10 protein-coding genes and 1 pseudogene are annotated in these 14,169 nt (G+C 61.9%); 4 read left to right on the top strand and 7 right to left on the bottom strand.

Annotated elements, in window-relative coordinates; genetic code table 11:
* Nucleotides 1-149: 149 nt before the first annotated feature.
* The 3 genes and pseudogenes from LJ737_RS04900 to LJ737_RS27305 form a co-directional block, all read right to left on the bottom strand.
* Nucleotides 150-1,307, bottom strand: a complete 1,158-nt coding sequence (locus LJ737_RS04900; protein ID WP_227763402.1) for a TlpA disulfide reductase family protein — start codon at nucleotides 1,305-1,307, stop codon at nucleotides 150-152.
* 417 nt (nucleotides 1,308-1,724) lie between these two features.
* The gene (locus LJ737_RS04895) at nucleotides 1,725-3,104 is read right to left on the bottom strand and encodes a T9SS type A sorting domain-containing protein (RefSeq protein WP_227763400.1); all 1,380 of its coding nucleotides are present in this window, start codon (nucleotides 3,102-3,104) and stop codon (nucleotides 1,725-1,727) included.
* Between the two features lie 186 nt (nucleotides 3,105-3,290).
* A pseudogene (locus tag LJ737_RS27305) lies at nucleotides 3,291-3,638 on the bottom strand (IS982 family transposase); the annotation flags it as partial.
* A gap of 460 nt (nucleotides 3,639-4,098) precedes the next feature.
* On the opposite strand from LJ737_RS27305, the gene LJ737_RS04885 reads away from it, so the two are divergent.
* Both LJ737_RS04885 and LJ737_RS04880 read left to right on the top strand, forming a co-directional pair.
* Nucleotides 4,099-4,365 (top strand): helix-turn-helix domain-containing protein, encoded by a 267-nt coding sequence (locus LJ737_RS04885; protein ID WP_227763397.1) that lies wholly within the window; start codon nucleotides 4,099-4,101, stop codon nucleotides 4,363-4,365.
* An 82-nt stretch (nucleotides 4,366-4,447) separates the two neighbouring features.
* On the top strand, nucleotides 4,448-5,770 hold the full coding sequence (locus LJ737_RS04880) for a RelA/SpoT-related domain-containing protein (RefSeq protein WP_227763395.1): 1,323 nt from the start codon (nucleotides 4,448-4,450) through the stop codon (nucleotides 5,768-5,770).
* 73 nt (nucleotides 5,771-5,843) lie between these two features.
* On the opposite strand, the gene lpdA is transcribed toward LJ737_RS04880, so the two are convergent.
* The 4 genes from lpdA to LJ737_RS04860 form a co-directional block, all read right to left on the bottom strand.
* Nucleotides 5,844-7,250, bottom strand: a complete 1,407-nt coding sequence (lpdA, locus tag LJ737_RS04875) for a dihydrolipoyl dehydrogenase (RefSeq protein ID WP_227763677.1) — start codon at nucleotides 7,248-7,250, stop codon at nucleotides 5,844-5,846.
* 369 nt (nucleotides 7,251-7,619) lie between these two features.
* Entirely contained in the window at nucleotides 7,620-9,152 is a 1,533-nt protein-coding gene (locus tag LJ737_RS04870) for a dienelactone hydrolase family protein (protein ID WP_227763392.1), read from the bottom strand.
* Between the two features lie 43 nt (nucleotides 9,153-9,195).
* Nucleotides 9,196-10,878: a M1 family metallopeptidase gene (locus LJ737_RS04865; RefSeq protein ID WP_227763391.1), complete on the bottom strand. Its 1,683-nt coding sequence runs from the start codon at nucleotides 10,876-10,878 to the stop codon at nucleotides 9,196-9,198.
* Nucleotides 10,879-11,065: 187 nt separating this feature from the next.
* Nucleotides 11,066-11,854, bottom strand: coding sequence for an SDR family oxidoreductase (locus LJ737_RS04860; RefSeq protein ID WP_227763390.1), 789 nt, complete (start codon nucleotides 11,852-11,854; stop codon nucleotides 11,066-11,068).
* A gap of 102 nt (nucleotides 11,855-11,956) precedes the next feature.
* On the opposite strand from LJ737_RS04860, the gene LJ737_RS04855 reads away from it, so the two are divergent.
* On the top strand, nucleotides 11,957-12,880 hold the full coding sequence (locus tag LJ737_RS04855; protein WP_227763389.1) for an AraC family transcriptional regulator: 924 nt from the start codon (nucleotides 11,957-11,959) through the stop codon (nucleotides 12,878-12,880).
* Between the two features lie 86 nt (nucleotides 12,881-12,966).
* Nucleotides 12,967-13,947 carry an EamA family transporter gene (locus LJ737_RS04850; RefSeq protein ID WP_227763388.1) on the top strand — a complete coding sequence of 327 codons (981 nt, stop codon included), beginning with the start codon at nucleotides 12,967-12,969 and terminating at the stop codon, nucleotides 13,945-13,947.
* The last annotated feature ends 222 nt before the right edge of the window (nucleotides 13,948-14,169 follow it).

Below are 14,169 nucleotides of genomic sequence, written 5' to 3'. Positions count from 1 at the left end.
GGAGTAAGGGCCCGCCGCGGTGCCCCAAAGCGGGGCCACCCAGGCGCTGGCCGGGAATCCGGTATTCGCAGGCATGCGCCACAAGGTTGTATCACCGCCCGCGCCGGCCCCGGACGGCCGGGCAGCCCGCCGCGCCGCGGCCCGCTGACCTACTTCAGCACCCGGGCCAGGGTGGCCTGCACCTCAGCGCCGCGCAGGTTCACCGCCACGATGTTGCCAGTGGGGTCCAGCAGAAAATTCTGGGGAATGGCCGTGATGGCGTAGCGCGTGGCGGCCGGGCTATCGAAGCCGCGCAGGTCGGACACCTGCGTCCAGGGCGCCCCGTCGTCCTCGATGGCCTTGAGCCATTTGGCCCGGCCCCCTTCCCCGTCCAGCGACACGCCCAGCACCTCAAACTGGCGGCCGCGGTACTGCCGGTAGGCGTTGATGAGGTTGGGCGTTTCGGCGCGGCAGGGGCCGCACCAGGAGGCCCAGAACTCCACCAGCACGTACTTGCCGCGGTAGTCGCTGAGCGACACCTGCTGGCCCGCGGGCGTGGGCAGGCTGAAGCCGGGCGCCTGCGCGCCCACCGCCACGGCTTGCAGGCCGCGGCGCAGCGCCTCGTACTGCTGCCCCTCTTTGCTGGCCTTCAGCGCCGGGCTTAGCGGGGCGTAGGCCGCCGTCAGCTCGGCGTGGCTGGGCACCGGAAACAACTCCCGGCAGGCGTAGAGGCTGACCCAGGAGCTGGGGTGGGCGCGGCAAAACGCGGCTACCGTGGCCCGCTTCTCCCGCATCAGCTGCTCCCAGGCGGCTTGGTTGCGCGCCTGAAACGCCGCCGAATTGCGCTCCGCCTCCGAGGCGCGTGCAAAGGCGGCGTCAGCCGCGCTCTGCCGTTCCTCAATCGGCTGCAGGCGCGCCCGCAGCTCTTGATATTCTGTCTGGAGCCGGGAGCGGCTGACGGCGCGGCGCAGGGAGTCGGAGCTGGTCAGCACCACCGTTTCGGGGCCGAGAAAGAGCGTGGTGCGGTCGGCGGGGCCGTTGAGCGAGGCCGGCCGGCGGCCGTTGCGCTGCAGGTACAGCGTGGCCCGCCCGGGGGCCTTGGTGGTGCCGCGCAGCACGAAGGCGCCGTTGACCACCGCCGCCGAATCGGTCAGCGCCGCGCTCATCATGGGCGACTGAACGGACAGCGGCACCTCGCGCACCAGGTACACTTTGGCCGGCGCACCGACTTGGCCGACCGTGCCTTGCAGGGTGAAGGGCAGGGGCGCCTGCGCCCGGGCCGCCGCGGCTGCCGTCAGCAGCAGGCCGGCCAGATAGTGTTTCATCATAACTGCGCGTAAGGGATAAGAAAACCGCTGGAAAATAGCTGTCTAACGCGGATTCACCGGGTTATTGCCCGGGCCGCCGTCCCCGCTCAGATCTGCGAGCCGACCACGATTTGCGCCCGCAGCCAGGCCCGGGCCGGGGCCTCCTCGTCGAAGCGGACGTAGGTGGGGGCCTGCGGCCAGCTATAATCAGGTGACAAACCGAGTAATTGGCTCAGCCCTAGGGGTAGCGGGCAGGGCTTATAAATGCTCACTCCTTTGCTCTGCTCAACGGATTGGCTAAACCACGCGCGGACAAGTATAGCGGCCGGCGATGCTCATTCGTGTAGCAAAGGCAGTTCCCGGCACGCGCAACAGAGACAGTAAAAGCAAACGGCCGCTGCTGCAATCAGCGCGGCCGTTCCACCCACTTGCCCCAAGCTACTGCACGCTCAGGCGGTCGGACCACACGCGGCCGTCGACGCTGCGGAAACGCACTGCATACACCCCTGCGGCCAGCGCCGGCACGGCCAGCGTGCTGCTCGTGCCGGTTACGTGCAGTGGGGAGCTACACGGCCGGCCCAGCAGGTCGTACACGCGCAGTTCACCTGCAAAGGCCGGTAGCCTTAGGGTAAGCAGAGAGCCGGCGGCTGCCGGGTTGGGGAAGACGCGAAGGCTGCCGGCATCCAGCGTCTGGGGCCGGGTCGCCAACGGCGCAAAGGCGGGAACCGAGGCAACAGTAAGCTGGTAGCTCCCCCCGGAAGTTCTACTGACCAGGGTAGCGCCAGCCACCACGTAGCTGCCACTGGCACTCAGGGCGATGGAAAAATATTGAAAGTCAGAGAATGCGGATGCCCCAAAATTGAGACCAACCAAGGTGCTCTGCTGCATACTAGCCGGGATTCGCACGACTTTGGTTGCATAAACCGGTGTGCCACCTGGGGAACCTGGCGGGGAAATGCTGCTTATCACCCCAATAAAGCTCCCTTCGTTGTCTTCTGTCAGGGAGGTAAGCAGTCCATCACTAGGCAAGGTGGTTCCGGCTACTACGTTACGCTGATCGTCTACGCGCCAAACAAAGGCCCCCGAAAGCACTGTGGTGTTGCTGCGGCTGAACACCGTTACGCCGGCATAATCACTGAAATAAGGAGACGTGCCGGTGGAAGTGCCGTTTTCGGAGAGCAGAACAACATTCCCCTCCGTGAAAAAGAAGTAGCCGCTTGCTCGGCGCGCGAGCATTGTCTTGGCTTGGGGAGATGAGCCGGTTAGCAACGGCGCTACCAGGGACGTAATGTCGGTGTTCCATAGGAGCTGCCCGGTCGCGGCATTATATTTCCGGGCCCACAGCTGTAACGATGCGGGTGTGCTCCCTGACGCGGGAACGGACTCACGGTGCCCGACCACATAATTGCCGTCGGGTCCCGTCATTATTTTCGTGGTGACGACGGATGAGCTCGGGGTCAGGTTATGCGCAAATGAGCGGGTCCAGGCCGTGTCGCCATCGGGCGTAAGCTTCATCAGCCCATTGGCGTGCGACACCAGAAAGTTGCCCTGCGTATCCTGCGTGATTTGGACATCGTCTAGGTTCCGCGCACTTACCGTTGTAGTGCGTTGGCTCAGGAGGTTGCCCTGCTCGTCGTTGCGGATAAAAGTCAGGGTTTGCCCATTGGTAGACCCAGCAACCGCCACCGTCCCCCCGCCCGGATGTCGGCCCACACATGCCGTTCCGTTGAATTGCGGCGGCTGGTAGTTCCGGACCCAGGTTTGGCCATAGCTGGTCACTGCCATGAGCACGGCGGAAAGGGTCAGGTGAAGGCGCATAGCAGGGCTGGTAAAAGGGAAATTGTTCAGGTTATTGATTTATAAACTAACATAGCAATGTTTAGTAGAACGCAAAGAAACACCTACGGAACGGACTGCAAGTCCAAGAGTGCCAAAGACCCCGTGAGGGCAGTCTGGGTACCCGACCACGCCAAGGGGACTAGCTAACCCAAGGTGCGGAGTGCCTTACAAGCCGAGTCGGTCGAGGACCTGCACGCAGGCAAATAGCCCAATCTGCAGCGCAAAATCGGCGGCCGAGGGGGCGTGGACCTTCTTGAGGAAACGCGCCGTGAGTTAACGGAAGCAGGTTTTGGGGTTGTGCCAACCAGACTGAATCAGGAAATGCCGAACTGGCGCCAGAGGACGTTGGCTATTCTTACGCCGGGCCAAGTGCTGCTGGCCGCCGGGGGCTTCTTCGAACAAGTCTTCGTGGGCGTAGTCCGTGCAGGCGGCATCAGCATGGGGCCCGCCGTTGGTGGGCCAGTGCGGATCAAGTTGGCGCAGCCCGGTCATATCCGCCTCGCCGCCGGGGTGAAATTGCTGCGGGCCATGACCGCCGAGGTTGCCGAATTCCCGCAGGCTTAGGCCGCTTTGCCCGGCGAAATCATTCCCGCCGACCAGGTCAACAGCGGTTACGAGTGCACCATCCGCCTGCGCAGCCGCGAGGCAAATATTGCCAAGGTTGACACGCTGGACGGGTAGCAAAAAGGCGGGCTCGGTTCCCCACCAACGCCACTGCGGGCTGGCCGCCACCATTACCAAGGCGCGGGCGTGGCGTGGGACGTGGAAAGCAAACGGGCGTGCGCCCCAGCCGTCGGCAAATTAAGCACGGCAGGGCCTGACCCGGGCAGCGCAGCCAAGCACCACCCAGCACCTGATCCGAGCTATTGTACCGCTCAGCACAAAAAAATTAAACTAGCGGTACAGCTACCCCGGCCATTGTTGTACCGATATCTTTCTCTTTTGGTATTTACTGGTACAACATGTTGCTGCTATGCCGCGCCGCGCCCAACCCTCTTCCAACGTGCTGGCCCGCCTTCGGGCCTGGTTTGGCTTGCGCCAGGACGAACTGGCGCTGTACCTGGCCGTGGGGCCCGAGCTGGTACGCAGCATCGAAGCCGGGCGGCGCAGCCTAAGCCCCGGCGTGGCCGCCGCCATGCTGCCCCTGGCCCGGCAGTTGCCCAGTCCCATCAGCCTGCTCGACGCGCCGTTGCCCGCCGCCCTGTGCCCATGCAGAGCTGAGAGCAAGGCTGCACGTTAAGATTTGTCAGATTTTTATCTTTAAACCACAATATTTTATTATTTTCGTTTTTCAACAAAATATCATTGAAATCAATTATTGAATGGCACCACCACTATCAAAATCAGCAACAGATCGTCTTGGACAACTGATCAAAGAGAATAATGGCAAGATAGATGCTCAAAACTTAGAACTACTTCAAAATCACAGAACCTCCCACAAGGACTGCCTATCACAAACTTTTAACATAATATGCTCATTATCTGAAACGATTAATCGTTCTGCAATTTCCACATACAGAACCAAAAGATTCGAATCAATTATAAGTAAATTATTACGCATACCCGAGATGCGCTTTAGCAGAATGTGGGATATAGGAGGATGCAGATGTATACTTGCAAATAATGACCAAGTCTATCAACTCAGAAAATCCATTTATGAACACCCGCTAACAGAAATAGTAAAAGAAAACGATTATATACAACTTCCACAAGCCGACGGATACAAGTCATTGCACCTATACGTAAAAATAAAAGGAAAAGACAAAATCATTGAAATACAAATAAGAAACCAGTCTGATCATAATTGGGCAACTCTAGTTGAAATCACCGACCTAATATTCGATTCAAAAATAAAAGAAAATAAAAATAGCAATAAATTATCCAGGTTTCATTATTTATTATCAAGAAAAAATTTCTTAACAATAAATGAAAAGTTAGAAATAAGACTGATACTCAATGAGTATAAGTATTTCGAACGACTGAGCATGATTTTTTCTAAAAACTATATACAAGTAAGAAAACAATGGCTAGATATAGAAAATAAAAATACGTATAATTATTTTTTAATAGAAACAACAAAAGATAATATTCCCAAAATCACAGCATTCAATAAGTTTCACGATGCAGAAGAAAGTTACTTTAATGCTTATAAAGAAAATAACAATGCTAATATTGTACTCACACACATTACTTCGCCTGACTATAACCGTATTAGCACAGCATATTCAAACTATATACTTACATTCCACTCTTTCTTCACGGACTACTACGATATCTTAGAAGATCTTATTATTAAATCAACAAAAGAGGAACAGTATTATACATTTTTTAAAATATATAACACATACAGAAAATTAATATTTGCACATATATTCAATCTTATAGAAGAAATATCTGAAGTAAATAAATTAAGAGAAAAATACACTATCCTAAATAGAAAAAAGGAGCGAGAATGGATAAATGATCTAACAAAACAAGCCAACCAAGTTGCTAGCAGGGTAAAAAAACTAGAAATACATTATACCAGCAGCCTACCTAATAACCACATCAAAAAATTAGCATTCGAATGGCTAGAGAAATATACATCTAGGCAGTATCAAGCACGAATCAGTCACATTATTAATAATCGAGGGTTACATGCCTAAGTGAAAACGCAAAAGCGCCCGAAGCTACTAGAGCTTCGGGCGCTTTTGCATTTCCGCCTTTCGACCGGCAGACTTACATATGAATCGCCCGGTTTTCCGTGGCGGCGAGGCAGGCTTCCTTCATGGCTTCGGCGTAGGTCGGGTGGGCGTGGCTCATGCGGGCCACGTCCTCGGCGGAGGCGCGGAACTCCATGGCCGTCACGGCTTCGGCGATGAGGTCGGCGATGCGCGGGCCGATCATGTGCACGCCCAGGATTTCGTCGGTTTCCTTGTCGGCCAGCACTTTCACGAAGCCGTCGAGGTCCATGGAGGCGCGGGCGCGGCCCGAGGCGCGGAAGGGGAACGAACCGGTTTTGTAGGCCCGGCCGGCTTCCTTGAGCTGCTCTTCGGTGTAGCCCACGCCGGCCACTTCGGGCCAGGTGTACACCACGCCGGGAATGAGCAGGTAATTAACGTGCGGCTTCTGGCCGGCAATGCGCTCGGCCACGAACACGCCTTCTTCCTCGGCCTTGTGGGCCAGCATGGCGCCGCGAATCACGTCGCCGATGGCGTAGATGCCGGGCACGTTGGTTTGCAGGTGCTCGTCGACCTTGATGCGGCCGCGCTCTTCCATCTGCACGCCGGCGGCTTCCAGGTTCAGGCCCGCGGTGTAGGGCACGCGGCCCACGGCCACCAGGCAGTAGTCGCCTTCAAACTTCACTTCCTCGCCCTTGGGGTTGGTCGCGGTTACCGTCACGGTGTCGCCCTGGCGGGTGGCGCCGGTGACTTTATGGGAGAGGAAGAACTCGATGCCGATTTTGCCCAGGATGCGCTTAAGCTCCTTGCCCAGGCCACGGTCCATGGTCGGGATGAGCGAGTCCATGAACTCCACCACCGACACCTTGGCGCCGAGGCGGGCGTACACGGAGGCCATTTCGAGGCCGATGACGCCACCGCCAATCACAATCATGTGCTTGGGCACCTCGCGGATGTTCAGGGCCTCGGTGCTGGTGATGATGCGCTCCTTGTCCTGGGCGATGAACGGCAGCACCGTGGGCTTGGAGCCGGTGGCGATGATGACGTTTTTGGTCTCGATCTGCTGGGCCTCGCCGCCTTCGCGCGGGGTGATGCTGATGTGATTCTTGTCGACAAACGAACCAACGCCCTTGAGGACGTCGATTTTGTTTTTCTTCATCAGGAACTGGATGCCGTCGACATTGGCCTTCACCACCCCGTTTTTGCGGTCGATGAGCTGGTTCATGTTGATCTGCAGGTCGCTCAGCTCGATGCCGTGCTCCTTGAAGGTGTGGCCGGCGTTGTGGAAGTGCTCGGTGGAGTCGAGCAGGGCCTTCGAGGGGATGCAGCCCACGTTCAGGCAGGTGCCGCCGAGCGTGTCGTATTTCTCGATGATGGCCGTTTTGAAGCCGAGCTGGGCGCAGCGGATGGCCGCCACGTAGCCGCCGGGGCCGGAGCCGATGACGGTAACGTCGTATTGGTTCATGCTGAAAGTCGGGTTGATGAAGCGCTGCGGGCAAAGGTAAGGCAGAATGCCCAGCGCCGTAAGGGAAAACCGGCGCGGGCCGGGAAAGGTTAGCAAGTGGTGTACAGGCGCAGGTTTGGGCCGCCGTTGTTTACCTCGTCATCCTGAGGCGTAGCCAAGGACCTTCCTCCCACCCTGCACCACCGGTGATACCAGCGTGCAGACGCTGACTTTAGAGCATAAGAAAGCGCAGCCCCTACGGCCCGAACAATTGGGCGTTGGTGGCTGCGCTTCTTGGTTGGTGCAGGGTTTGAGGAAGGTCCTTGGCTACGCCTCAGGATGACGGACTTTTTCTTTCGTTCTATTCTTCCCCGTCTCTCGCGGTTCTGGCTACTGCCCGGCGGCGCTCAGCGCCTTCAGCCGCTGCTGGGCGTTGGTGTTGCCCGGGTTTAGCTCCAGGGAGCGGCGGTAGTGCTGCATGGCCGCGGCCGTATCGTGGTTGTTTTCCTCGGCCTCGGCGAGGCTGTCGAAGAGGTTGGCGTCGTTGGGGTACACCTCGGTGCCGAGGCGAAAGATGGCCAGGGCGGCGGGCAAATCGTGGGCGTCGCGCATGAGCTGGTAGCCCCAGGAGTTGAGGGCGCCTTCCGCAAGGCTAAACTTAGGTTCCTGCTGCTGCAGGCGGCGGTAGATTTCCAGGGCCTTGCCGAAACCCTGCTGGGCCAGCGCAGCCGCGAAGCCGGCCTGGGTGGGCACCGGGCCGGTATAGGCGGGCAGGTGGTAAAACAGAGCCGTGTGGGCGGGCACGCCGTTTTGGGCGGGCGTGCGGTCGAGAAACTGGCGGCCGGCGGCAGCGCCTTTCAGCGTGGCGTTGAGAAATTCGAGGGCGTAGCGGCAGCTCCAGTGGTAAGCCGCTTCGACTTCAGCCTGCGAGTACTCCGTGAAGTGCGCCGGCTGGGCCACGCGCAGCGCCGCCGACGAAAAGTCGACGTGCTCCATCGGGTTCATCACCACGTGGTAGAGGTCGGCGTACTTGGCCTCGTTGAGCAGGATGCCGGCGGTTTCCATCTCGGCGGCCGCCAGCTCTCGCACGGAGCCGGGCCGGCGCTGCACGTACAGCCACGGCACGGTCAGCCGGTTGCGGATTACGGCTTTAGTGTCGTCGGAGTACTGGGTGCCGTCGAAGCTGACCAACGCCGAAATGCGGCTGTCCTGGGACGCGGCCAGGACGTTGGCCAGGCCGCCCCAGCTCCAGCCGACCGCGGCCACGTGGCTGACGTCGGCCTGGGGCAGCGACTGGGCGTAGGCGAGCAGGAAGCGGATGTCGCGGGCCTGGGTGTCGAGACCTTCCGCGTCGAAGTTCATCAGATACGTGCGCGTGCCGAGGCTGCGGCTGGCCAGTACCACGTAGCCCTGGCTGGCGAGGTACTCGCAGAAGTCGGCTGCTTCGTGGGCTGCCCCGCCGCCCCCGGCCGCGTAGATGACCACCGGGTACTTGCCCGCCGCGGGCTGGGCGTTCGAGACGGCCCACATGCGCTGCTCCAGCATGGCCTGGGCGGCTTTGGCCCCGATTCGGGCCGTGGCCCACTGGCGGCGGCTTTCCAGGTAGGCCGTCAGCTCGGCCTCGGGGCGGCTGAAGGTTTCGTCGGTGGCCTCGGTGCGCATGTAATCGGCGTAGCGGACGGGCGTGCCGCCTTTTTGCGCCGGGTACCACACCAGCGTCTGCACGGGCCGGGCCCGCTCCCCGGCGTAGGGCTTGCCGGTGACCAGGTCGGTTTTGTCGCGGTACGAGCGGGTGTAGTCGTACTGCTGCACCACGCGGAAGCCGACGGCGTGGGGGCCGGGTTTGAGGTCGGCGAAACCGGCGCCCGCCTGGACCACCCGGGCGACGAAACCCAGGACGAGCAGGGCTACAATGCGAATCATAAAAACGGGATGGGATGAAACAGGGCGCAAACGTACGGCGCCCCTACTCCACCAGCACACCGATGTAGTAATTGAACGTGTCGACTTCCAGGTTGTCCTTGGTCAGGCCCGGCAGCTCAAGGGGCTGAAACGTGGTGGTGGGCTGCACCAGGCGCCATTCGCCGCCCTTGGTGCGCAGGCGCACGGGCATGTCGAAGCCGCGCACGTCGGCAATCCAGCGGGCCACGGGGCGGCCCTCCGGGTCGAAGCGCAGCTCCAGCGTCGGTATGTTGGGGTGGCGCAGGTACTGGTCGAACACCTTGGTCAGGTCGCGGCCGCTCTGCTGGTTGAGGTAGCCCACGATTTGCTCGGTCGTCACGGTCTGGTGGTAGAACTGCTGGTTCAAGCCGCGCAGAATCTGCCGCCACTTCGCGTCGTCGTTTATCACCGTGCGCACCATGCCCAGCAGGTTGGCGCCCTTGGGGTACATATCACCCGACCCCTCGCGGTTCACGCCGTAGGGCCCGATGATGGGCTGGTCGTTCTGAATGACGCGCCGCAGGCCGTGCAGGTACTCCAGCCCGGCCGGCTTGCCGTAGTGCGTTTCGGCAAACAGGCTTTCCGAGTAGTTGGTAAACGACTCGTGAATCCACATATCGGCAATGTCCTTCGAGGTGATGTTGTTGCCGAACCACTCGTGGCCGCTTTCGTGCACCACGATGAAGTCCCATTTCGTGCCCCAGCCGGTGCCCGACAGGTCGCGGCCCAGGTAGCCGTTGAGGTACTTGTTGCCGTAGGCCACGGCGCTTTGGTGCTCCATGCCCAGGTGCGGCGTCTCCACCAGCTTGTAGCCGTCTTTGTAGAACGGGTAGGGCCCAAACCAGTACTCAAAGGCCTTGAGCATGGGCTTCACGTTGGCCCCGAACTGCTTTTTGGCCTTGTCCACGTTTTCGGGCAATACCCAATAATCCAGGGTCAGCCGGCCCTTCTCGCCCTGATAAGCGTCGCTGATGTGCGCGTAGTTCGCCACGTTCAGGGCCACGTCGTAGTTGTTGATGGGGTTCGAAACGGCCCAGTCGAAGCGCGTGAGGTTGCCCTTGAGCTGGGTGGTTTTGCGCAGGCGCCCGTTCGACACGTCCGTCAGCCCCTTGGGCACCGTCACGCTGATCATCATGCTGTCGGGCTCGTCGGACTGGTGGTCCTTGGTGGGCCACCAGATGCTGGCGCCCACGCCCTGGCAGGCCGTGGCTACCCAGGGCTGGCCCGGACCGTGCTCCGTGAACACGAAGCCGCCGTCCCAGGGCGCCCGCTCGGCAATGGTGGGGTTGCCGGAATAATACACGGTGAATTCGTCGCGGCTGCCCTGCCGGATGGGCTGCGGGAAGGTCACGAACACGGCGTTGGCCTCGCGGGTGAAGGGCAGCGGCTGGCCCTTGTACGCCACGCGCTCCACCTTCAGATTGGCAAACAAATCGAACTGCAGCCGGGTGAAGTCCTGGGTGGCCGTGAAGCGAAACAGGTTGGAGCCGCTGATGGCCTTCTGCCCGATATCCAGCTTGACGTCGAGGTGGTAGTAGTTGACGTCGTAGCAGCTGCGCAGCGGCGTGAGCGTGCCGCGCAGCGAGTCGGCACGGGTGAAGGCGGGCTTGGCTTGCAGCAATTGGGCGGCACCGAGGCGCGGCAGGGCCAGCACGGCTAGGGCGCCCAGGGCCACCCGGAGCGCGGAAAAAGCAGGGGAAAAACGCATGGCGAAAAATACACCGCGCCGGCCACCGGGGCTGCGCCAAGGCTCCGCTTTTGCCGAATTAGGCCTACTGTCGCGTTGCCGCAACGCTAAGGCAACGTATTATTCACAAATGAGGCAACGGCAGTAAACATACTTACCAGTTTTAAAGAAGCAACTAGTAATAGCAGTTACCAACCAGCCCGTCTTATTATCGCACCTTGGCCCGCGTCAGAAACCGTGCGAACAGGCCCGGCGCAAAGCGCTTCAGGTACACGCCCAGGGTTTCCCGGCCGCCAATGTAGGCTTCGTTTTCGCCGCGGGCAATAAGCGGCAGCGCCCGGCGGGCAAATTCGGCCGGCGCCAAGCCTTTCTCGGTAGCTTCGTCCATGGTGCCGAGGGCGCGCCCGTCGCCGGTCAGCGCATTCACCGACACGCCGGTGCGAATGAAGCCCGGGCACAGCATGGTAACGCCCACGCCCGAGCCGCGCAGTTCGGCCCGCAGCGAGTCGAAAAAGCCGTGCAGGGCGTGCTTGCTGGCCGCGTAGGCCGAGCGGTAGGGCGTGCCAAACTTGCCCACCAAGGAGCTGATGGTGACGATGCGCCCGCGGCCCTGGCGGAGCAGCTGCGGCAGCACGGCCTTGCTCAGCGCCACCGTACCGAAGTAATTCACCTCCATCAGGCGGCGGTCCACCTCCAGTGCGGTTTCCAGCGCGAGGCTGCGCTGGCTCACGCCGCCGTTGTTCACCAGCACGTCGAGGCGGCCGAAATGGGCCAGGACTTGCGCGGCCTTGGCCGGCAGGCTGGCGGCGTTGGCCAGGTCGAGCGGCACGACCAGCACCTCGGCCGGGGCGCAGGCGGCGGCCACGCGCTGCAGATCGGCTTCGTTGCGGGCCGACAGCACGAGGCGGGCGCCGGCCTGGGCAAACGCCCGGGCCAGGGCCTCGCCGATGCCGGCCGAAGCGCCCGTAACCCACACGACTTGATTCTGAAAGCTCATGCCGGGAAGATACTGCGGAGCCGGCGCGAAAAAAGTGTTTTCGGCATAGCCCCGCGGGCGGGCTTCTGCGTCTTTGGTTGTCAGAACCCGCTTGTGCCCGCCATGTACATTCGCTCCACCGTCGAAACCGAAGCCCAGTCGCGCCAGGAATTCGCGCAGTTTCAGCGCCTGCCCGCCGCCGGCAGCACCGTGCTCGACTCGCAGTGCAAGTTTTGCGTGTGGCCCAGCTACGCCGACCGCCTGTCGCTGAAATGCACCTTCCGCGGCCTCGAAACCTACTACCTGCGCCAGCGGCCCGTGACGGTGGCGCCCGAGCAGCTGCTCATCGTCAACGCCGGGCAGCCCTACGCCAGCGCCATTCGCTCCGAGGAGTGGGTGCACTCCTTCGCTATTTACTTCGACCCGCAGCTGGTGGCCGACGTGGCCGCCGCCCACCGCGCTTCCGACGAGCTGCTGCTCGCCACCCCCTGGGCCGCTGCGACGCCGGAGGTGTGGTTTTTCGAGCAACTGCACGCTGCCCCGCCGGCCCTGCGCCAGCGGCTGCGCGGGCTGCAGCAGGCGCTGGCCCAGCGGCCCTTCACCGCCCTGGAGCTGGAGGAGCAGTTGCACGCCGTGCTCAGCGCCGTGCTCGGGCTGCACCAGCGCCACCTCGCGCGCAGCGCCGAGCGGCTGGCGGCCGTCAAGCGCAGCACCCGGCTGGAAATCTGCCGGCGGCTGTACGTGGCCAAGGAATTCATCGACGAGGCGCCCGCCGAGGTCCTGACGTTGGAGGACATTGCCCGGGCCGGCATGCTGTCGAAAAACCACCTGCTGCGGCATTTCCGGCAGCTGTTTGGCCTCTCCCCGCACGAATACGCCACCGGCCTGCGGCTGGCGCGGGCCCGCACCCTGCTCACCGAGTCGGCGCTGCCGGTGCAGGTCATCAGCGCGCAGGTGGGCTTTGCCTCGCCCAGCGCGTTTGGGCGCCTGTTCAAGGCCGCGCTGCAGCTCACCCCGCAGCAGTACCGGCAGCAGCACGCGGCCTGAGTTTTTTCTTTCGGTCCTTTGCGCGGCCGTTTGCGCCGGCGTGGCCTTTTCACGGCCCACCCGACGCGCCGGCCCCTGATTTTGCCATGTCTACTTCCGTTGCTTCTTCCCCAGCCCGCCCGGCGCCTTTGCTTATCGGCGCGGCGCTGCTGGCCATTTACCTGATCTGGGGCTCGACCTACCTGGCCACCAAAACCGCGCTGGCGGCCTGGCCACCCTTGCTGCTCTCGGGCATGCGCTTTCTGGTGGCGGGCAGCGTGCAGTTTGCGGCCGTGCGCCTGAGCGGCGGCCCCGCCCCCACCCGCCAAGACTGGGGCCGCGCGGCCGCAGTAGGCTTTTGCCTGCTGCTGTTCGGCAACGGCGGCACCACCTTCTCGCAGCAGTACATTCCCTCGGGCATGGCCGCGCTGCTGGTGGCCTCGGTGCCCATGTTTCTGGCCGTGCTCGGCTGGCTGAGCGGCATCTCGGCCCGGCCCAACCTGCCCGTAACGGCCGGCCTGACGCTGGGCCTGGGCGGACTGTATCTGCTGGCCAGCGCCCGAAACGCGGCGCCGGTGCTCATTCCGGGACACCCGGCGCTGGGCGTGGCCATCGTGCTGGGCGCCTCCTTCATGTGGTCGGTGGGCTCGTTGGTGTCGAAGCAGAAGCCGGTGGGCGGCTCGCCTTTTCTGGGCGTAGGCATGCAGATGCTTTGCGGCGGGGTTTTCCTGACGCTGGCCGGGCTGCTGCACGGCGAGGCGGCGCAGTTTCACCTCGACGGCATCGGCTGGCGGCCCTGGGTGGCGTTGGTTTACCTGGTGGTGTTCGGCTCCTGGATTGCGTTTTCGGCCTACATCTGGCTGCTGCGCACCGTGGAGCCGGCGCTGGCGGGTACCTACGCCTTCGTCAACCCGGTGGTGGCGGTGCTGCTGGGCCAGGCCGTGGGCGGCGAGCCGCTGAACCCGCAGATGAGCGGCGGGGCCGCGCTCATCGTGCTGGCGGTGATGCTGGTGGTGCTCGGCGGGCGGCGCAAGGCGCCCGCCGCGGAGCCGGAAGCCGCCGCGGAGGCCGTTGCGGCCCGGCGCTAGGGCGGCTTGGTTCGTGCTCGATTTCGCGGGGTTCGATGGAAATTTCGGTGCCTTCGCCGGTTGCCGCTGGGGTCTAGTCGCCCGGCCGCCCATCTTCGCGGCACCATTCCTACACGTTCCGGTTATCTAGTTACCAACACAGTTATTACGCTACCATTCCGGCCAAAGCCCGACGCTGTGCAAGAGGTGTCTGCGGGCTTTGGCCGGACTGTTTCCCGGCTG

This window comes from Hymenobacter sp. 15J16-1T3B (assembly GCF_020711235.1).
Taxonomy (GTDB): Bacteria; Bacteroidota; Bacteroidia; order Cytophagales; family Hymenobacteraceae; genus Solirubrum.
This window is presented reverse-complemented; position numbering and strand designations above follow the sequence as displayed.

Bases quoted from the DNA above. Each gene is read 5' to 3' on its own strand.
- LJ737_RS04865 (WP_227763391.1), bottom strand. From the start codon at position 10,878: ATGCGTTTTTCCCCTGCTTTTTCCGCGCTCCGGGTGGCCCTGGGCGCC.
- LJ737_RS04850 (WP_227763388.1), top strand. From the start codon at position 12,967: ATGTCTACTTCCGTTGCTTCTTCCCCAGCCCGCCCGGCGCCTTTGCTT.
- LJ737_RS04900 (WP_227763402.1), bottom strand. From the start codon at position 1,307: ATGATGAAACACTATCTGGCCGGCCTGCTGCTGACGGCAGCCGCGGCG.
- LJ737_RS04895 (WP_227763400.1), bottom strand. From the start codon at position 3,104: ATGCGCCTTCACCTGACCCTTTCCGCCGTGCTCATGGCAGTGACCAGC.
- LJ737_RS04855 (WP_227763389.1), top strand. From the start codon at position 11,957: ATGTACATTCGCTCCACCGTCGAAACCGAAGCCCAGTCGCGCCAGGAA.
- LJ737_RS04880 (WP_227763395.1), top strand. From the start codon at position 4,448: ATGGCACCACCACTATCAAAATCAGCAACAGATCGTCTTGGACAACTG.
- LJ737_RS04885 (WP_227763397.1), top strand. From the start codon at position 4,099: ATGCCGCGCCGCGCCCAACCCTCTTCCAACGTGCTGGCCCGCCTTCGG.
- LJ737_RS04860 (WP_227763390.1), bottom strand. From the start codon at position 11,854: ATGAGCTTTCAGAATCAAGTCGTGTGGGTTACGGGCGCTTCGGCCGGC.
- LJ737_RS04870 (WP_227763392.1), bottom strand. From the start codon at position 9,152: ATGATTCGCATTGTAGCCCTGCTCGTCCTGGGTTTCGTCGCCCGGGTG.
- lpdA (WP_227763677.1), bottom strand. From the start codon at position 7,250: ATGAACCAATACGACGTTACCGTCATCGGCTCCGGCCCCGGCGGCTAC.